Below are 20,924 nucleotides of genomic sequence, written 5' to 3'. Positions count from 1 at the left end.
TGAAAGTCAGGCATATTTAGTGAGCGCCTGTCCGTCGCTCAATCACCGAATGAACGGTAGACGTCAGATCAGGCCGCATCCTTCACGAGCGGCAGCTTCGCGACGAGACGCAACGAAACCGTCAGACCTTCAAGTTGGAAATGCGGACGCAGGAAGAACTTCGCCTGGTAATATCCCGGGTTTCCCTCGACGTCCTCGACGACCACTTCGGCCGCGGCCAGCGGTCGACGTGCCTTGGTTTCCTGCGACGAATTCGCGGGATCGGCGTCAACGTAGTTCATGACCCATTCGTTGAGCCATTGCTGCATTTCGTCCCGCTCCTTGAATGCGCCGATCTTGTCGCGCACGATGCACTTCAGGTAATGCGCAAAGCGCGAGCAGGCGAACAGATACGGAAGACGTGCCGATAGATTCGCGTTCGCAGTTGCGTCGGGATCGTGGTACTCGATCGGCTTCTGCAACGATTGCGCGCCGATGAACGCCGCGTAGTCAGTGTTCTTGCGGTGAATGAGCGGTATGAAACCACTCTTCGACAATTCCGCTTCGCGGCGGTCGGAGATCGCAATTTCCGTCGGGCACTTCATGTCGATGCCACCGTCATCCGTCGGGAACGTGTGACACGGCAGGTTTTCAACTACCCCACCGCTTTCCACGCCGCGAATCAGCGTGCACCAACCGTAGTTCTTGAACGAACGGTTGATGTTCACCGCCATTGCGTAAGCCGCGTTCGACCATACATAGCGTTGATGATCCGCGCCGGCGGTCGCCTCTTCGAAATCGAATTCGTCGACCGGGTTCGTCTTGACGCCATATGGCAGACGTGCAAGGAAACGCGGCATTGCAAGGCCGATGTAGCGCGCGTCTTCCGAACTACGCAGCGAGTTCCAAGGTGCGTACTCGAGGTTTTGCGTAAAAATCTTCGTCAGGTCGCGCGGGTTGGCGAGTTCCTGCCACGAGTCCATCTGCAGCACGGACGGTGCCGCGCCCGTAATGAACGGCGCATGCGACGCTGCCGCTACCTTTGCAATCGAGCCCAGTAGGTCGACGTCGGCGGGCGTGTGATCGAAGTAGTAGTCAGCGACGAGACAGCCGTACGGCTCGCCACCCAACTGCCCGTATTCTTCCTCGTAAATTTGCTTGAAGAACGGACTCTGGTCCCACGCAATCCCTTTATAGCGCTTCATCGTGCGACGCAGGTCGTCCTTCGACACATCCATAAAGCGGATCTTCAGCTTCTCATCCGTTTCCGTGTTCGCGACGAGGTGATGAAGCCCACGCCATGCGCTTTCAAGACTCTGAAAATCTTCATGGTGGAGAATCAGGTTGATCTGTTCGGATAATTTGCGATCGATCTCCCCAATAATTGACTCTATGTTTTTGTACGCGTCGTCGGACACCGTTGCCGATGTAAGCAGTGCTTGTTGAGCGAGCGTCCGGACAGCCCCCTCGACAGCCTCGCGCGCGCGCTCCGTTTTGGGCTTGAATTCGCGCGATAGGAGTGCATTGAAATCGGACTGATTGGTCACGCTCGCCGTTGCCTTGGCGCGCGTGTTCGCTTGAAGTTCGGCCATCATTTCCCCATTGTTTCAGGCTGTGCTTTCGTGCGGAAAGCAAAAGTCATTCGTTGGTCACCGGTTCGCCGACGGATGCCGCTTCCGGCTTTGGCGCCTTTGCGAGCGCTTCGAGTAACGCGGGGTCTCTCAACACCTTGCTGACCAGGTTTTCCGCGCCACTTTTGCCATCCATATACGTTTGCAGATTGGCGAGTTGCGTACGCGCCTCGAGTAGCTGCGCAAGCGCGTCAACCTTCTTCGCGACGGCTGCGGGCGAGAAGTCGTCCATGCTTTCGAACGTGATATCGACCATCAGATGACCTTCGTTCGTCAGCGTGTTGGGCACCGCGAACGCGACACGCGGTTTCATGGCCTTCATTCGCTCATCGAAGTTGTCGATGTCGATATCGAAGAACTTACGATCGCCGACGGCGGGCAACGGTTCGAGCGGCTTGCCCGACAAGTCGGCGAGGACGCCCATCACGAACGGGAGTTCGACTCTCTTTTCCGAACCGTAAATTTCGACGTCGTATTCAATCTGGACGCGGGGGGCACGATTACGTGCGATGAATTTTTGAGAACTGGTAGAAGCCGACATAGTGCTCTGAGGTTGTTCGCTCAAGTAAAAGAAGGAGCGGCGACACCGCTCGCTTTCGTATGAAATCCGCAAGCTGAAGATGTTATGTCTCGGAGCAGCGCGGCGATATGGGCGGTTGCCCAAAAGTCTGTCCCGTTCGCAAAAGCGAGGCCGGGTTGGCGTGCGCGAACGCAGGCTCCCAGAGGGCTACCCGCGACGAGTACTTTCAGTGCGTGCCTGAATCGGGAACAACGGTGATTTCGACACGACGATTCATCTCGCGCCCCTGACTAGTTTCGTTGCCGGCGATCGGCCGGGTATCGCCATACCCCTGAATTGCAAAACGTGTGACGGGCAACGTAGCCGTGTTGACGAACCAATCGCGGATGGCTCGCGCGCGTGCCTCGGAGAGCTTTTGATTCGCGACGCTGGCACCCACGTTGTCAGTATGACCCGCGATGAGAATTCGCTTGTCGGGATTCGCGCGAATCAGATCGAGAACCGCGTGGAGCCTTGGCTCCGCCCCTGACTTGAGCGTCGTCTTGCCGCTGTCGAATAACAAGAGGCTGTCGATCGTCACAGCAAGGGGCGGGGAATGCGCGGCGATCGTGGGGGAATGCGATCTCGCGGTCACGCGTTCAAGCGCGACTTGCAACTGCTTGCCCCGATACAGTCCCCAGCCGAGCCCGGTCGGCACACCGTTGCTCGCATAGCGAGCCAGCTCGGCGGATTGTCTGCGCAACGATTCGAATCGCTCACGCTTCGCATCCGCGCGGGCTGTGGGTATATGCGTGTAAGCCTCGAGGTCGTCGGCGACTCGCGTGACCAACCTGCTGTTCGACCATGCGGAGACACCAATCGACACCATCAGGACGACCACCGACGCAGCCAACGCGTGCAAGCTTCCGGAATACGACCGGGCCCACTCGCTCTTCGAAACCCGGAATCTGTCGTTCCGCGCGATGGTCGTAAGTAAAGGCAGAGACAGCGGCTTCGGTTGAGCCCTCGGCCTCATCAGCAGCGGCCGCAGCGTGGTCTTGCCGGTGAGCCATCGCGTCCATGCGCCTGGACGCATCGGCGGGTGTCCTATGTCGGCCAACAGCAAGCCGCGCAGCGAGAACGGCGCGGTGTTTGCGAGCGATGAAAGTATCGATAGCAGCGCCTCATCTTCTAGCCAGTCGAACACTGCATGCCCCAGACCGGCACGCGACGCACGTTCCGGGTGGGCGACAGCGAGCCAAGCCTGATCCAGCTGTTGCCTGAGCGCTTGCACATGTTGCCGCGCGGTTGCGGTCGCGGGTTGCATCGTCGAGATAGTCATGGCATCGCCGAACCAGACCGGTTCCACTGCGTGGTCGCTCTTCGAGCCGAGGTACGCGTAGATCGCGATATAGCAGGGTAATACGAACGCCCGGGGACCGATGCAAGCGTCGATTTGACGCTTCCAGCGGGAAAATTCGCGGCGAATCACAGCATCGTCGCACTCACCGTCGGGAACAACGGGCATCAACACGGCATCCGGCGGACGTTGATGCGACTCCATCACCGTGGCCAACACGCTGGACAACTGCTGCGGGGACCGGACACGCAACCACAGCGCATCACCGTTACGTCGCAGTGTGGATGTCTGGCCATCGCGTGCAAACAACGCGCCGGCATGCGGCCCGACGACGAGAACGATCGATAACTGACGCACGTTCCCTAGCTGAAAATCCTGATCCTCGTGGGTCGGATGCGGTCGCCCGTAAGCTGGCAACGCGGCGGCGCCCACCCCCGTCAACAGAACAAGACTGAGCACAACGGGCCACGATGGTTGGAGAGCAAGCGGCAAACATAGCCATATCAGTCCAACTACGGAGACAGCGATCCAGATCAGCGCCGCCCGGTAGCTGTTTTCGGAGATCATTGCGAACGCTCCGTCTGCATAGGACTACTCTGCGGCGACGAAGTTTGAGGTAGACCGCGTGTCGCAACGTCCAGACTAAGGTCCATCGCCGTCCATAGTGACGCGATGGCAACCGCACCAGCAATCACCCCGCCGGCGGTTCTGCGTGAATGTGAGATGCGTGACACGTCCGACGGCCGAAGCGAATTGGTCAGTGGCATGGCGTTATCCGGTGCGTCGGGTATGGAGAACGCCGCCTTATTACGCAGATGCCCGTTCAACGCCGATTTCGCACGCTCCAGATATGCGTTGGCGTTTTCTCGTCCGCCGTCGAAGCCCAGCCCCAGCAACATGGAGTAGAACTCAAGTCCGACGGGGTCCGGATCGCCGCCGTCCACCACCGCCTCGATCCGGTGCCATACCCATGCGGCGCCATCACGCACGCCATGAAAACGCATCTGCAGCGGGTCACGCAACCATTCCTCGCGCTGCCTGGACGGCAATGCATGCAACGTCAGTTCATCTAGCAGAACGCATTGTGCGAGGCTGACTTCCCGGATGTCCGTTGCCGGAAAAGTTCGATCCAGCATTTGCTGCTGTAGCGTCTCGACCAACGTACTGCAACGCGCGCGCCAAAAAGGAATAGCCGGCAGCTCCGCGCCGTCGGACAGCAGTGCTGCATGCAACGCAGTCGCTCGCATGAGCGCGACTGTTGAGTCAAACATAATAAGAAACGTATTCGCGCCGGCACCTCAAGGCATTTCGACGACATAGGTGACGAATGTATTGACGGTGCCAGCCGTGGCTCGACCGGTTGCGTAGTAGCTGGCAATGAAATCCACCGGCGTCGGATCCGTGGACGTGATCGGAACGACTCTCATCGTAGACCGGTCGCCGACCTTGATCCGCGATCCGTCCGCATTGGCCAGCATGACCTGTACATTCGTTGCCGACGCCGCCCCGCTCGCATTCTGCAGGTCCAGATTCCCGGTGTTGGGATCGGTCGACGAACCGCTCTCGAAATACACGCGCGCCCCCGTTACACCGCTTGGACATTGAATCGTGATGGTAAAGAACTTTGAGCCATCTATAACTCCGGCCGTCGGCAGCGATCGCGTCGAAAGCGTCGGCAACGTGACCGTCATGTCGGGCGAACTCACCAGCGCACACGTCTCCGCGTTATAGGTGCCACTAAAATTGAGCGTGACCGAAGGCGAGCCTTGCGCATGTACGCAAACCGATCCCAACAGCGCACCTGCGATCAATCCGGAAACTAGTCCGGCAATCCGAAAGTATCTGCAAATATTTTTCATTTTCTGACCTCTACTGTCGGCGGAATCATCTAAGCCGCAGCGCTGGCGCTGACCGGGTATCGACCCTCGCACTTCAGCGAAGCGAACTGACAAGCGCCGCGCCCGCTGAACGTCGCGCTACGGACTTTGCCGGCGGAGACCAGATTAGCGCTGGATCACAGCTCAGCTTGATGCGCGCCACGATTCCCGCGCGCTGACCGCTGTCCGCCTTGTCGTCGTCCGGCATCGTGTAGGGCATCACGCACTGCTCCGCTGCGCGATTGCCCCAGCGCACCAGCAGCTTGCCTTCGTGCTCGAGGCCACGCAGGTACGAGAGGCCACCCTGACCGACGATGCCCACCGATTTCTCGGACTCGTCGAATAACTCGGTGCCCATCGGCATGGCTTTGCCTTCCCGATCCAAAACCTCGGCGAAAATCGGCGTGCCCTGCGTGGTCGCAATCTTCACCTTGACGAGCGAACTCGCGCGCGGCACGACTTCCTCACTCGTGTTGCCCAGTTCAACGTCGAGCGACACGTCGCTCGGATCCAGCGCGACCGTGTTGACCCGGTATGGCATCAGCGAAGACACCACCGCATAGCCGTTAGCGTCAATCCTCGCACCCTGGCCATTGACGATCCGGCCACCTTCCGCGCCTTTCGCTTCGACAAGCGCGAACGCCTGCCCAAGCGGCGGGCTCAGCGTCATGCCGCCACTGTGAACGACGACCGCGCCGTCGGCGTTGAACGCGGCTTGACGGGTCTGATTGCTGATCGATGCATTGACGTTGTAAGTACCGAACGGCGCGCGATACATCGCGTAACCACCCGCGGAAACGGTCCGGTTGTCGCCGGCGACGATCCGTGACGCGTTGACACCGTAGGTGATCGGCGTGGCTCCGCTCGTGTTGCCCGACGCAGTGGCCTGAATTGTGCTATCCCCGTTCGAGCCGCGCGAAACGTTGGTGGTCAGATAGTCGAACATATGATGCTCGTTCGAGTCGACCTTGCCGAGCGGAATCGTCAGGTTCAAACCTACCTGCGTGCTGATCTTCGAGTTTTGCAGGCGCGTGCGTTGCGCATATAGCGAGTAGGACACCCGCTTGTACGCGCTGTTGAAACCAACCTGATACTGCAGATCGTAGCCCTTCGACGCGCCCCAGTAGTTCTGCGAACTGCCGGCGATATAAAAAGAACTCGATTCGCCGATTGGCTGGTTGATATTCAGCTGCAGACGGCTGCGCGTGCGGTAGTCATACTGACCCGTGGTGTCTCGGGAGCCATATCGCGCGTACATCGCGTCATGCAGGCTATAGAAGCGTGAGGTCGAGTATCGGTAAGCCGCAACCGAAAAATTCGTGTTGGGCCCTGGAAGGAGCTTGCTGTAGCTGATCCGCGTACTGTAGCCGGGACGACCACCAGACACGCCGGGAATATTTGTTCCCGCCGCCGTTACGTCAAACGCGAATGCGCCGAGCGGCGTATTGAGCGCGACACCCACCAGGCCAGCCCAGTAACCTTCCGCAAACTGTGCACCGGTGTAGCCGGTCAACAGGTTTGTCAGGCCGCGCTGATAAACCGCCTGCGCCACCCACGGATGGTTATTCAGCACGGTATCGCGATAGACACCGGTCGTCAGATTGAAACGTGCAACGCCAGGCCGCAGCAACTGCGGGACGGACGCAAACGGCACCAGAAAAGTCCGCTGACGGCCGTCGGATTCTGTAATAGTGACCTGAAGGTCGCCGCCATAACCCGTAGCCGGCAGGTCGTTCAGTTCAAACGGCCCCGGCGGCACGCTGGTCTCGGCCACGATGATGTTGTTCTGACGCACGATGATGCGTGCATTGGTATCAGCCACGCCACGCACAACCGGCGCGTAGGAGCGCATGGAATCCGGCAACATGCGGTCGTCGCTCGAAAGCTGGACGCCACGCACGTTGAATGAGTCGAAGACGTCACCGCTCGTCGAGCTGTCGCCGATCGTCAGTTGGCTCTTAAGCGCCGTCACATCGTGTTGCGCAAACAGCGCGACACTTTGCCAATGCGTGCCGGAACCCCGGTTCTGCGAGCTTACCGTGGACCACTGGCGGAAACGCCAGCCGTTCACGTTGAATCCGCTTTGCAGACCGAGGTAGACACTGCTGAAGTCTCCGCTACCATTGTTCTGGTGAGTCGTATAGCCGGCGAGACTGTATTGCACGAAGCCTGCGTTGATCCCGTTGTCCCAACGGGACGGATCAACGTAACCGGCAGCCTCCTTGCGCAATTCGATCTGTGGAATCGACAGATCGAGTTGCAGATCGGCGGTGTTGAACGATGCAACCGATCCCGGTACGGCTTCAACCAGCGGGACGCATTGCACTGACGCGTCCATATCGTCGAAGTCGCCCTTTCCTGCTTCCTTCAACCGCTGGGCCACGCGCTCGGTATCTACGCCAGCGCGGTCGAGGCCAGGCATCGTGAAACAGGGCGTTGCGATATCCGAGCCCGGCACTGCCTGAAACAGGACATCGAAGCGTCCACGCTTCTTACCATTGACGAGCAGTTCGAGCGGATAAACACCGGGAGCAACAGGATTGCCTCGCGTATAGCGTGACAAATCGGCGACGTTGCCCGTAAAGAATGCTGGATTGAACTCGACTTCTTGCGGAACTTCCGCAGCGGGCGCATTTGATGTCGCCGTGGTAGATGACGCATCCGTACGCGCAGCCTCTCCGTCGACACCGGCTTCCTGTTGCGGCAACTCGGACGCCGAGCAGTCGCTGGATGGCGTCGCCGCTGAGTCCGGCGCGCACGCGGCGACCGCGGAATTTGAGCAAAAGACCCAGCCCGACGCTATGATTGCCGCCCAAGCCAGTGGGTGAAACCGGAAAGGGACATTACTGAATACTCTTTCAACCGCCGTCTTACTATTCCGCACGCCCGACATCCCGTATTTCAATTATTGATTCTTTTGCGCTTCCGCGCTTTGAGCACCTGTCACTTCCGCCGAGTCCTTGATCGCTGTACCGAAGTCGTTCAGAACCGTATAGGAAACGGTGGCAGGAGCTTTGATATCCAGCTTTCCATCTTGTGGACGGAGATCGACGTGCCCGAACGGCGGTGCCATATCGGGCAAAAGAGCGACTTTCCTGCCTGCCGTTTCTACCTCTGCCGTGCCGACGGAAATGTAGTAGGGCGATGGGTTGTCCAGACGAACGATGCTCTGACCTTTGTCATTTGCCTCGACATGCCACTTCAGCTGGGCCCGCCCCGCCGTTGGGTCATCGAGCAACGATACCGGCCGGTAGAACATCTTGATACGCGTTCGGAACGCGAGCTGAATCATGTTTCGGTCATCAGCGTCCTTGGGCTTCGGCGGAATTTCGAGAACGTTCAGCCAATAGACAGCCTCACGGTCCTTCGGCATGTCGCCGCCTGTGAACATGATGCGCAAAGCCTGCCCTCTGTGAGGCTCGACCCGAAATACCGCCGGCAGTAACGTGAACGGCACCTTGATTTCATTCGGGGCAGCTGCCGCATCGCCGTCGTCCAGCCACGCCTGGACCAGGACCGGACGGCTGTCAACATTGTTCAAACGAACATTGACTTCACGGTTTTGCGCCGGATAAATAACTCGGGTACCGGTAATGGTGATAGCAGCTTGTGCAGCGAACGAGGTCACACTTAAGGCGACAGCTGCGGCGAACAACATTGGAAACTTCATTGAAGACACTCGCTCCTCCACGCGACAGGTAAGCGGAATGCCACTTCGGGTTGCCTTCGAACTAGAAGAGCAACCCGATGCCATTCGGCTTAGATTCGCTTACTGGTATGCCAACGTGTAGCGAACAACAGCCGTCACGTTACCGGCCGTGGCTCTGTCTGTTGCATAGTACTGGCCGGCGTAGTACATCGTTGCCGTACCGTCGGTCCCAACATCAACGAACTCGCCCGTGCTGCCCAGCGGAAGCACCTGCGCCGCGCCATTCGTGAAATTGTGGTCAAGCAATTGCACTTCGACGTACTGGGCCGGCGAGGTAGTTGCCTGGTTAATGGCATTACGCGTAACCGGGTCCATGTTCGTGGTCTCGAAATGCGCCGCGACCTGTTTCAGCGTTGCCGGGCACTGCGACACCGAAATGTTGAAAGGCGTGGACCCGCCGACTACGCCAGCCGCAGGCAGCGTCTGCGAAGACACCCGAGGCAGCGTGACCGTTTGGTCCTCGTCACCCGAGTTGATCACACAGGTGTCGTCATACAGTTCTCCATTGAACGTTACCTGACCTGTGCCCGGTACAGCTTGAGCGAAAACCATCGGCGCGACGGACAGGCCCATCAGCGCGATCATGAGTTGCGTTACTTGTTTTTTCATGAGATTCCTCTTTGTTGCCATTTCAGAACTACAAACCCTTGTAAAGCCGGGACGTCCAGCGATCGTCAAGGCAGAGGAATGATCTCATTGAAGAAGATCGGTGTTAATGGGCCAATACCCAAAATGAAAGACCAAATAGGTCAGTCGAGAAACGACGTGTCGATTCCTCGAACTGAACAGGTCACAGGACCACCCTACGATAGGGAGAAGGCGCCACGAGAACGACAGAATCCGCCTGAGAATCGCGGCAATTGCTACGAGCAGGACCACTCGCGCACGATCGTGACGAGTTCTACGTCGTTTCTGGCACCGAGCTTCTTCATGCCAGCGTTCTTCTGATTGCTCACGGTCTTCGGACTGCGATTGAGCCGCTCGGCAATTGTTGCGATCGACATCCCGTCGCAGATCATTCGCACGACCGTCGATTCTTTTTCAGATAGCAAATTGAGAGAAGATCCGCCTTGCGCTGCGCGCCCCGTTGCGCGCAACATCTTGTCCGCAATGGAATCAGGCAGAAACACGCTTTTATTTTTGGCAACGCGAACGGCAGCGGTAAGGCTGACAAAGCCCTCGGGACCCTTACCGACGAAGCCGGCCGCGCCCGCGTTCAGCGCAGCTGAAATGATGTGCGTGGAAGAATGCGTGCTCAGAAAAACGACTCGTATGGCTGGGGCGACACGCCGGATCCGGTCAAGAAGGTTGAGACCGTCGGCATACGGATCGCCTTCGAATTCGTAGTCGCACACAAGAACATCGACTGGCACTTCAACCAACCGCTGGAGAAGCAGGCCAATACTTTCGCTTTTGAAGCAGACCTGGATGTCAGGACAACGCTGAAGAAGATGCTCGACGCCGAGGAGAATAAATGGATGATCGTCGGCGATACCCACTCTTATTTTGTTCACTTACACTCCATACCACGCAGGTAAATACCTTTTCCTTGCCGAAACACCCTGCATGATTTGTCACCAAAGTACCATGTCATTTCACGCCGTTACATGATGAGAAAGGCGCAGGGCATCTCGTCCCATCCACTCGTCGACTTCCCTGATCCTGTGTGTCGCCACGGGACGCTGCGTTTGCGTGGGCATAGCCGCACACCTCAGCAGCAAGATCGAGAGCCGCAACCTTCCTGCTTCTAATGAAGCGAACGGCGTCGGGAACGCCTATCATCTAAGCGCACCAGTCGGTGCAGTCCAAATAGCGCATATCAAATTGTCTTGATCGTTCCACAAAAGCATTTTGGCACCACGCAAATAGAAGTTTTCGAACCACTGTTTTTTAAAACGATGCAAAATAGGTGAGAAAGCCGGTGTGCTTTGGTAAAGACAAAGCAATTTTTGGGCATACAACCTGGCATGGATCAATCATGAAGATGGGATAGCGCAACGCCCCCCAACTCGTCGGCGAGGAATTAAAACATCTTCGCCTTGCGCAGAGGCGGATTGTACGATGCACTGACAAGAAAAAAGTCAGCAGAGTCCTATATGCGTCATAGGTGCAAGAAGTGCTTTCAACATCCAGCCCGGTCGGCCCGTCGCAATGCCCCATCGCCGCCGGCGTCACCGCCGTGCTTCTTCTAGCGGACCGCGCGACAGCAGGTCCGCCCTCGCGGGCCCATTTGAACCGAAACCGCTAGTTGCTGCCCCGCGTACTGAATTCCGTTGAAGATGAAAAAACTGGATTTCATTGAAACGTCGCGCACGGCGAGACTGCATCTGATGCAGCGCGAAGGCGCGATTCACACGCGCCCGGCCGACTATTTCATCCGCTGCATTCGCGAGGCCGCGATCATGTGTGCCGCGCGGCCGCGAGCGGGAGCGGGAGCCTTAGGCCGCAAAATGATTGCGCACGAGATCGACGAACGCGACCAGCCCGGTAAGCAAAACTACAATGAACAGCCAGCGTTCGAGCAGCGCAAACACAGGCCGTTTCCCCTTGCGACGCTCGGCGATGTAAAACCACACGGTCGCCGCCGTATAAAGCACGGTCGACATCAACAGATAATGCAGGCCGCCCGCGTACACGAGAAAGAGCGCGTAGCCGCAGCCCAGCAGCGCGAGCATGAAATCGATGCGCCGTGACCACGGCTGCCCCGCATACGTTTCGCCGCTCGTTGCGAGCTTCAACCCATAGCCGGCGACGAGCAGATACGGGATCAGGGTCATCGACGTCGTGAACTCCTTGGCCAGCGTGAACGCTTCTTTCGAAAACAGCGTCACGATCAGAAAAGCCTGAATTACGAGGCTCGTCATCCACAGTGCGGCGACCGGTACGTGGTTGCGGTTTTCTCGCCCGAGAAACGCGGGCATCGTGCGGCTCTTGCCCGCCGCGTGCAGAATTTCGGCGGCGAGCAACGTCCATGCAAGATAAGAACCGAGTACCGATATCAACAGGCCGAGCTTGACCGCGACCGCGCCCCAGGCGCCGACCGCGGCGCTCAGCACGCCAGCCATCGACGGATTTTTCAGCGTGCCCAACTGCTCGAGCGGCAACACGCCATACGACAACAACGTGACCATGACCATCAACGCAAGCACGCAGAGAAAGCCGAGTACGGTCGCGACCCCGACGTCGCGCCGTTCGCGTGCATGCCGTGAATAGACACTCGCACCTTCGACGCCGAGAAACACGAATACCGTGCCCAACATCGTCTTGCGCACCTCGCCGAACAGACCGGTCGCCGACGGCTCGGGAACGGTCCACAGGTTCGCGACGAACAACTGCCACTTGACACTCGATAGCACGAGCACCGCGAACAGTCCAAGCGCGAACAACTTGGCGGCCGTCATCGACGCATTCACTACCGACGAGCCCTTCACGCCGCGCAGTATCAGAAAGTGAAACACCCAGATCATCAGCGAGGAACTGACGATCGCGCTAAACGTATTGCCAGCGCCGAATGAAGGCGCGACGATCGCGAGCGCGGACTTGATCAGCACCAGATACGCCACGTTGCCGAGACAGCTGGCGCACCAGTAGCCGAACGCCGATAGAAATCCCGTGTAGCGTCCAAACCCCACGCGCGCATACGTGTAGACGCCAGCGTCGAGTTCCGGCTTGCGCCATGCGAGCCGTTGAAAGATCAGCGCGAGTATCAGCATGCCGGAGCCGGTGATGGTCCAGCTGATCAACGAACCGACTACGCCGGTATATTTGCCGAGCGCCTGCGGCAGCGAAAAGACGCCCACCCCGACCATCGAGCCGATCACCATCGCCATCAGGCCCGGCGCTGAAAGTCTGACGCGCTTGTCCATTGCTGCGATCGCTCTCCCGCGAACACGTTCCGATCGAGCCGCGCTCGTGCGACTACGATGATCGACCGCTCAGATGACCATCGTGCCGGTCGCGAGGCCGATCAGCGCGCCAATCGCGCCGCAGGCCGCGACGGCAAAGATGACCCACTCGACTTTCGAAAACACCCGATGAGCGCGCTCGCGTTTGGCCACCACATACAGCACCGTACCGGGCGCATAAAGCAGCGCCGATAGCATCAGGAACTTCAGGCCGCCCGCGAACAGCAGAAAGGCCGTATACAACGTCGCGAACATCGCGACGAAATACTCGGTGCGCAACGCGCCGCTCAAGGTGCTGCCATTCTGTCCACTATCGTCACGCGCGGCCTTGATGCCGTATGCGGCCACGAGAAAATAAGGAATCAGCGCCATCGAGCTCGTGAGATTGAGCATCAGCGCAAACGCATCGGTCGACCAGTACGTGCTGATTACGAAACACTGCACCACGGTACTCGTGAGCCAGATCGCGGCGACCGGCAGCTTGCGCTCGTTTTGTCGCGCGAAGATACGCGGCATCGTCTCGAGACGCGCGGCGGCGAACAGCACCTCGGCACAGATCAGCGACCATGCGAGGTACGCGCCGAGGATCGAAATGATCAGACCGGCGCTGACGAACACGACACCGAATGGGCCGAGCAGCGCGCCGAGTACCGCGGCCATCGACGGCTGGCGCATCACCGCGATATCGGCGCGCGGCAAGGTCGCGTAAGGCAGCAGCGTCACCAGCACCAGCAGACACAGCACGGCGACGAAGCCGGTGATCGTCGCGGCGCCGACGTCCGAGCGCTTTTTCGCATAGCGCGAGTACACGCTCGCACCTTCGATACCGACGAACACGAAGACGGTGACGAGCATCGTCGCGCGAACCTGCGAGAACAGGCCCTTGCCGATCTGATCGCTGCGTTCCCACAGATTCGCGCGAAACATGTCGGCGCGAAACAACGCGATCAGCATCACGATGAACAGCACGATTGGAATCAACTTCGCGACCGTGACGATCGTGTTGATCATCGTGGCCTGCTGGACGCCGCGCAGCATCACCAGATGAAACAGCCAGATGCCCACCGACGACACGATGATCGCGGTCGCCGTATTGCCGTTGCCGAAGGCCGGCACGAAAGCGCCAAGCGTCGATTTGATCAGCACCCAGTACGACACGTTGCCGAAGCAGCCAGCCATCCAGTAGCCGAATGCGGATAGAAAGCCCGCATAATCGCCGTAGCCCGCTCGCGCGTATGCGAACACCCCCGCATCGAGCTCGGGCCGTCGCTGCGCGAGCGCCTGAAAGACGCGCGCCAGCGCATACATGCCGATGCCCGCCACGCACCATGCAATGACCGCGCCGAACGGTCCGGTCGCGCGCGCGAAATTGCGCGGCAACGAGAAAATCCCTGCGCCCACCATTGAGCCGACGACCATCGCGGTCAATGCGGGCAACGAAAGTTTCGTCTCGACCTGGGTTGCCATCGTCCACCCTTCAGAGAAGCTGATTTCCTCCAGACAGGGACTTACGCGGAGCAGGTACGCGTGCATTGCGCATCTCCTGTCAGTCCTCCCCGACTGAAGCCAACGGCCTTGCGAGTACCGGACCGCACTCCTCCTGGTCGTTCACTGTGAGGCCGGCGCCGGTGCCCTCGCGGTGGCGGGCGCGGGTTCCGTCGACGATCGTGCATTCGAGGCCACTGGCGGATTGGCCAACCAGCCGCCTCCCATCGCCCTGAACAGCGCGAACTGTGCCTGCAGTTCGCCGACCTCTTCCCTCGCCTGCGACGACTGGCTTTCGAGCAGCGCAACCCGCACCTGATCGATATCGACGCGGCCGGTATCGCCGAGTTCGTAGCGACGTCGCACCTGGCTCAACTGCGTGGTGCGACGCATGACTTCTTCATTGCGTGCCTTGAACAACTCGTCCTGCCGGTTCAAACGCGCCAGCGCACGGTCGACGTCATAGAACGCGCCGAGCGCGGTCTTTTCGTAGTTCAACATGGCCTGCTGCGCCTGCGCATCCGACGACTCCACCTGCGAGCGCCGCGCGCCAAAGTCGATCAGCGGCAGCGCCATCGCCGCGCCGAATAGCCAGAACGTGCTGGGCCCGAGGCTTTGACCCGCGATCTCCCAACCATTGCGTGCAAGCAAACCGCTCAACGACATGGTCGGCCAGTAGTTGAGCCGCGCGACATCCGACTGCCTGAGCGCCGCATTCACGCGTGCCTGCGCCGCGATCAGATCCGGGCGCCGCATCAGCAGGTCGACCGGCTGGCCGGGCTCGATATGCGGCAGCGCGGTCATCAGCGTGTCGCTTTCATCGAGAATTCCCGCGAATTCCGCGGGCTGCACGCCGCATAGATTCTGCAAATTGAGTCGTGCCTGCGCGATGCCGTTCTCCACGTCCTGCAAACGCGCATCGACCTGCGCGCGGCCAGCGCGCGCCGCTTCGATGTCCGTACTCAGCACGAGGCCCGCATTGAAGCTCTTCTCGGCGATGTTGACGAAGTCGTCCGCGATCGCGCGGCTTTGCAGCAGGATCATGCGCTGACGCAGCAGCCCGCGATATGTCACATACAGATCCGCAACGCCCGACACCACGCTCAGGCGTACCGCCTCCGCGTCGCCCGCGGCCGCGCGTGCCTGTTCGCGTGCCGCCGAGAGCCTTGCGCGTCCCTGACCGAACAGGTCGATCTCCCATTGCGCCTGCAAGCCGACCCGCCAGAACTGCGCATCGGTATTGTTGATGCCGAGGAATTCCGCGAATTCGAGCTGCGTCTCGGCGCCGTGATACTTCGCGGCGCTCACGCCAGCACCGACCGACGGCAACAGTTGCGAGCGGGCCAGGCGGATGCCGGCCTGCACCTGATCGACGCGTGCGTAAGCGGTGGCGATGTCGAAGTTGTGCGCGAGCGCGAGATCGATCAGTTTGTTCAGCGTCGGATCGTTGTACTGCGTCCACCATGCCGCGAGATCCTGCTCGGACATCGGTGTCGCCACGCCCGGTTGCGCCTCCGAATACTGGGGCGGAAACGCGGCGGGCTTTTGCAGCTGCAACGAACCCGTACAGCCGGCTTCGAGCAGCAGGGCCGCAATGGCGAGAAGATAAGGGCGCGCGCGGATCATTTTGCTTCCGGGTGTCGACCCGGCTCCCATTCCGCCTGCCTGATCGAGAACAGCATCGCATACAGCGCCGGCACGGCGACCAACGTCAGCACGGTGGCAAAAACAAGGCCCGCCATAATCGTGATCGCCATGTCCTTGAAGAAAGGATCCCACAACAACGGCGCCATGCCGAGCGCCGTCGTACCGCCCCCCAGTATCACCGGCCGCAGACGGTTCATCGCGCCGTGGGTCACCGCCTGCATGCGCGGCACGCCCGCGGCGATCTGCGAATCCATCTCTTCGACGAGCACCACGCCGTTCTTGATCAGCATGCCGATCAGACTCAATAGACCGAGCAACGCCATGAAGCCGAACGCGCCGCGAAATAGCAGCAGACCGAGCGTGACGCCGACGATCGACATCGGCACGACGAGCAGCACGACGAGCGCCGGCTTCAGGCGTCCGAACATCATCAGCACGAGCAGTGCCATGCCGATGAAGCCGAGCGGCAGTTGACGGAACAGGCTCTGCTGCGCGCGCGTCGACGATTCGTGCTCGCCGCCCCATTCGAAACTATAGCCCGGTGGCAGCTTGATGTTCTCGATGCTGGAGCGTATGCGGTTGAACGCGTCGACACTGTTCTGCCCATAGATCGGGTTGGCCGAAACCGTCAGCGTGCGAATCCGGTTTTCGCGCGCGATCTGGCCTTCCTCGGTACCGACCATGAAGCCGTTGACTACATCGCCGAGCGGCACGTAACGGCGCAGCCCCGCGCTGAACACCTGCAGGTCCTGCAGACCCGCGACGCCACGCGTGTAGTCGGGCGAACGCAGCACGATCGGCAGTAGCTGATCGCCTTCGCGATAGATGCCCGCCCGCAGGCCTTCGGTTGCATAAGCCATCGTGTCGCTAACCTGACGGCGCGTCACACCGAGCGAGCGCGCCCGCGATTCGTCGAACTCCGGCCGCACGATGCTGATCGGGTTCTCCCAGTCGTCGCGGATCGCGATGATGCGGCCGTCGGCCTTCAGCACGTTCTGTGCTTCCTGAGACAAGCGACGCAGCACGATCGGGTCGGGTCCGGAGAAACGTGCCTGAATGGCCGCGCCACCGCCAGGGCCGAAGTTCGGCCGCGTGACCGTCCAATGCTGTTCGGGGAAGCGCTTCTTCAGATCCGCTTCGATCTCCGGAATCATGTCGTCGATCAGGCCCTGGTCCTTCACGCCGACGATGAACTGCGCGTACGACGGATCACGCCCCTCCGGATCGTAGACGAGGAAGAAACGCGTCGCGCCCGAGCCGATATAGGTCTGCACGTTGGTGACGTCCGCATGCTTGAGCAGCACCTTCTCCACCTCGCGGCTCTTTTCGACGACCGCGCGAATATCGGCGCCGCGCGGCAAACGCATGTCGACATAGAAGATCGGCGTGGTCGACGCGGGGAAGAAGCTCCGCTCGACAAAACGGAACGCCCACCCGGCCAGCACGGTCAGCGCGACGAGGCCGATGACCACGAACACGCGCTGTCGGGTGACCCATGACAACAGCTCGCCGTAGCGCTGGTACAGCTTCGACTTGAACGGGTCTTCATCGATGATGTCCGCGGGCTTGAAAAGATACGTGCCGAACAGCGGTGTCAGGGCGATGGCGATCACCCAGCTGAATAGCAGCGAAATCGCAGCGACGGCGAACAACGACGCACAGAATTCGCCGACCGCATCCGGCGACAGGCCGATGCCCGAGAAAGCCAGAATCCCCACAATGGTCGACGCGAGCAGAAGCCATTGGCTTTGTTTGAGAATCTCGGTCGCCGCCTGGAGATGCGACATGCCTCGTTGAACCTTCACGAGCATCCCCTCGACCACCACGATGCTGTTGTCGGTCAGCATGCCCATCACAATGATCAGCGCGCCGAGTGAGATACGCTGCAGCTCGATGCCTGCCGCGTACATCACCAGCAGCGTGCCGAGGATCGACAGGAACAGCTCGACGCCCAGCACGACACCCGCGCGCCAGCCGAGCGCGATGCCCAGCGCGACACCGACGATCGCCACGGACAGGAACACGTCGAAGATAAAGCCGCGCACGCTCTCGTCGACGACCTGCGGCTGATCGTAAAGCGAGTGCAGCTTGATGCCGATCGGGCGGTCACGCTCGAGTTCGGCGAGCTTCGCCTTGATCTCCTCGCCGACCCTCACCACATTGACGCGCGGCCGCGCGCTGATACCGATCGTAACCGCGGGCTGGCCGTTATAGTGAATGACGTGGTTCGGAATCGTCGCGTAGCCGTGGCTTACGCGCGCGATGTCGCCGAGCAGCAGCGGGCCGGGCGTATTGTTGACAGGCAGCGAACGAATGGCCTGCAGCGAATCGAGCGAGCCGGACGGCGCAATCCGCAACGACAGGTCGCCGACACGTTCGCGGCCCGCGGGCCGAACCTCGTTCTGCACGAACAGCGTCTGCGCAAGATCGTCGGTGGACAGATTGTTGGCGATCAGTTGCGCCTGGTCGACGTCGACCGAGATCTGCTCCTGCTGCTCACCGGCGATCACGATGTCGGACACGTCGCCGAGTGTCAGCAGTTGGCGGCGCAGTTCGCGCGCGTACTGATACAGTTGCGCCTGCGTGTAGCCCTCGCCGGTCAGCGCGTAGAACATCCCGTAGACGTCGCCGAAACGGTCGACCACGAGTGACGGTCCCGCGCCCGGCGGAAGCCGGGGCTGTGCATCCGATACCGACTTGCGCACCTCGTCCCACACCTGCGGCAATTGCGCCGACGTGTACTGGTCGCGAATCTCGACGCGGACTTCAGAGTAGCCCGGTGTCGAACGCGAGGTCAGCTTGTCGACCTGCGGCATCTGCTGGATCACGCTTTCGAGCCGGTCCGTCACTTCCTGCTCGACTTCGTGCGCACTCGCGCCCGGATACAGCGTCACGACGACCGCGGTCTTGATCGTGAACTTCGGGTCTTCGAGCCGCCCGATGTTGTAGTACGCGAAGATGCCGCCCACCAGCGAGATGAGCGTCAGAACCCACGCGATCAGCGGCTTTTCGATAAGGGGGCGCGCGAGATTCATTGAGGCGCATCCATTGGACGGACCGCCATTCCCTCTTTCATGAACTGCGAGCCGCCGGCCACCACGCGGTCGCCCGCCGCAACCGCCCCCGCGACCACCACATCGTCATTGCGAATTTCGCGCACGCTGACCGGCACCGCATGCACACGGCCGGACGCGGCATCGTAGCGCCACAGACGGCGCTGACCGTCCGCGCCGATCGACACCGCGGCGATCGGAATCGCGAAGTACCCTTTGTTGTCGTTTTGCGCGACCTGACGCGCCGTTTCGGAAATCTGTACGCGCATCGCCATGCCGGGGAACAGCATCGCGCTTTGCGGTCCTTCGATGGAGAACACGAGCCGGTAGGCCGCCGAAGTCGGCGAGGTCTGCGTGGTCCGTTCGCGGAACACGAGCGGGAAGCGATTCTGCGGCCGCCCGGGCAGCCACGCCTCGGCTCTCAGCGTCTTGTCGACGAATAGCCGTTCGGCAATACTCTGAGGCAGATCGACGCCGACATCGGCACGGCCGATGTTTTCCAGATTGAACGCGGGCGCCCCAGCCTGCACGACCTGCTGGATCTCGATGTTGCGGCGAGCGATCCGGCCGTCGAATGGCGCGACGAGCTGGGTATTGCGCAGGTCGCGGCTCGCCAGGTCGCGTGCCGCGCGTGCGGCGTCCGTGGAAGCCGAGAGCTGCTCATAAGCAGCCTGAGACAGAATGCCGTCCTTGCGCAGCACCGCCTGGCGCTTCAGGTTGTCGCTCAGTTGCTGATACTGCGCGTTCGCGCGTTGCAGTTGCAGCTTGTAGGGTTCCTCGTCGATCCGCGCGATCAGTTGCCCGCGTTTCACCGACGCGCCTTCGAGCACCGCGATCTGCACGACCCGGCCCGATACTTCGAAGGCGAGCGGCGAGATGCTGGTCTGCTCGACCCGTCCGGTAAAAATGCGAATGGCGGAAGCGTCGGCCGGTTCGACCCTGGTGAGCTGCACGACTGGCCTCGTATCGCCACTCTGTGTTTCGGTCTGCCGTTGGCAGCCCGACAGTGAAACGACAAGCGCGCAGGCCAACGCGCACGACAATGCGCCCGTCAGTGCGATTCCGGCTGATCGGCGAGGCCGAGGTGCATCGGAGCGGTTTGCATTCATGACGTTCTCGGCTGACTGCTGGCGCAACCCATGTCGTAAGCCCGGCGGCAACGTAGCTCACGGGCCGGCGAATACGAGACCCTACAGGTTGCTCAGCAATTCATAGGGGCCCATAACAGTGGACCGATGGGTGCATCCGCTTCGACTTCCACGGCCAGGTCAGACTCGAGGAACAGCGGCATCCCTTCTGTCGGCCCGGCAACGTCGTTCAAACCAGTGTATCGGCGACAATGGTGTTGTGGCCGTCGGGACTACAGCCGCGACCCATGTGTCGTCATTCCGGCTCCGTTCATCAGGCATCCTGTCGAACTATCCTGTCGAACTGCCAAACTGCTTCGCCATGTCGAAGCAAGACTGAGGAAATTGACGAGTCCGCCCTGTATGAAATGCACGACGATTCCGCATAACCTGAAGACGAATGAATATGCGGGCGGATTGCAGCGTTGAATCAGATCCCTTCGATTGAACCTTGCTGCAAAATTATTAAAGTTCCCAAACAATTCGTTGTCAAGAGCCTCAGCGGCGCAGCACGATCGTATCGATTACCTACCTTAAGCGGTATATCAAAGCCGTCATAGGCGTTCATGACTTCGCGCAGTTCACTGGTGGTTTGCCCGTGTCATGCGTGCGTCATTGCCCCCTTTCAGTTCGTCACAGGCATCATGGCCGA

General features: G+C 60.2%; 14 protein-coding genes. All 14 read right to left on the bottom strand.

Features of this window, described 5'->3' with window-relative positions:
* Positions 1-68 precede the first annotated feature (68 nt).
* The 14 genes from tssC to HDG33_RS07750 all read right to left on the bottom strand — a co-directional run bounded on the left by tssC (position 69) and on the right by HDG33_RS07750 (position 20,098).
* Positions 69-1,571, bottom strand: coding sequence for a type VI secretion system contractile sheath large subunit (tssC, locus tag HDG33_RS07815; RefSeq protein ID WP_184023661.1), 1,503 nt, complete (start codon positions 1,569-1,571; stop codon positions 69-71).
* 46 nt (positions 1,572-1,617) lie between these two features.
* Positions 1,618-2,151 carry a type VI secretion system contractile sheath small subunit gene (gene tssB, locus HDG33_RS07810; RefSeq protein WP_184023650.1) on the bottom strand — a complete coding sequence of 178 codons (534 nt, stop codon included), beginning with the start codon at positions 2,149-2,151 and terminating at the stop codon, positions 1,618-1,620.
* A gap of 205 nt (positions 2,152-2,356) precedes the next feature.
* Entirely contained in the window at positions 2,357-4,036 is a 1,680-nt protein-coding gene (locus HDG33_RS07805; RefSeq protein ID WP_184023638.1) for an OmpA family protein, read from the bottom strand.
* Positions 4,033-4,716, bottom strand: coding sequence for a DotU family type IV/VI secretion system protein (locus HDG33_RS07800; RefSeq protein ID WP_260330356.1), 684 nt, complete (start codon positions 4,714-4,716; stop codon positions 4,033-4,035). The genes HDG33_RS07805 and HDG33_RS07800 overlap by 4 nt, the downstream gene beginning before the upstream one ends.
* Positions 4,717-4,767: 51 nt before the next feature.
* Positions 4,768-5,328, bottom strand: a complete 561-nt coding sequence (locus HDG33_RS07795; protein WP_260330355.1) for a fimbrial protein — start codon at positions 5,326-5,328, stop codon at positions 4,768-4,770.
* Between the two features lie 73 nt (positions 5,329-5,401).
* Positions 5,402-8,239 (bottom strand): fimbria/pilus outer membrane usher protein, encoded by a 2,838-nt coding sequence (locus HDG33_RS07790; protein ID WP_184024260.1) that lies wholly within the window; start codon positions 8,237-8,239, stop codon positions 5,402-5,404.
* A gap of 12 nt (positions 8,240-8,251) precedes the next feature.
* A complete protein-coding gene (locus HDG33_RS07785) occupies positions 8,252-9,016 on the bottom strand; it encodes a fimbria/pilus periplasmic chaperone (RefSeq protein WP_260330353.1) in 765 nt (254 codons plus the stop codon).
* 99 nt (positions 9,017-9,115) lie between these two features.
* Complete coding sequence (locus HDG33_RS07780) at positions 9,116-9,664, bottom strand: fimbrial protein (protein ID WP_184023634.1); 549 nt, start codon at positions 9,662-9,664, stop codon at positions 9,116-9,118.
* 254 nt (positions 9,665-9,918) lie between these two features.
* The gene (locus HDG33_RS07775; protein ID WP_184023628.1) at positions 9,919-10,569 is read right to left on the bottom strand and encodes a response regulator transcription factor; all 651 of its coding nucleotides are present in this window, start codon (positions 10,567-10,569) and stop codon (positions 9,919-9,921) included.
* 924 nt (positions 10,570-11,493) lie between these two features.
* Entirely contained in the window at positions 11,494-12,921 is a 1,428-nt protein-coding gene (locus HDG33_RS07770; protein ID WP_184023626.1) for a basic amino acid/polyamine antiporter, read from the bottom strand.
* A gap of 69 nt (positions 12,922-12,990) precedes the next feature.
* A complete protein-coding gene (locus HDG33_RS07765; protein WP_184024255.1) occupies positions 12,991-14,427 on the bottom strand; it encodes a basic amino acid/polyamine antiporter in 1,437 nt (478 codons plus the stop codon).
* A gap of 141 nt (positions 14,428-14,568) precedes the next feature.
* Complete coding sequence (locus tag HDG33_RS07760) at positions 14,569-16,071, bottom strand: efflux transporter outer membrane subunit (RefSeq protein WP_184023624.1); 1,503 nt, start codon at positions 16,069-16,071, stop codon at positions 14,569-14,571.
* Positions 16,068-19,127: an efflux RND transporter permease subunit gene (locus tag HDG33_RS07755; RefSeq protein ID WP_184023622.1), complete on the bottom strand. Its 3,060-nt coding sequence runs from the start codon at positions 19,125-19,127 to the stop codon at positions 16,068-16,070. The genes HDG33_RS07760 and HDG33_RS07755 overlap by 4 nt, the downstream gene beginning before the upstream one ends.
* On the bottom strand, positions 19,124-20,098 hold the full coding sequence (locus tag HDG33_RS07750; protein WP_184023620.1) for an efflux RND transporter periplasmic adaptor subunit: 975 nt from the start codon (positions 20,096-20,098) through the stop codon (positions 19,124-19,126). Before HDG33_RS07750 ends, HDG33_RS07755 begins: the two co-directional genes overlap by 4 nt.
* Between the last annotated feature and the right edge of the window lie 826 nt (positions 20,099-20,924).

This window comes from Paraburkholderia sp. Cpub6 (assembly GCF_014201065.1).
GTDB lineage: Bacteria > Pseudomonadota > Gammaproteobacteria > Burkholderiales > Burkholderiaceae > Paraburkholderia > Paraburkholderia tuberum.
The sequence above is the reverse complement of the archived record's forward strand: the minus strand, read 5'-3'. Positions and strand labels throughout refer to the sequence as shown.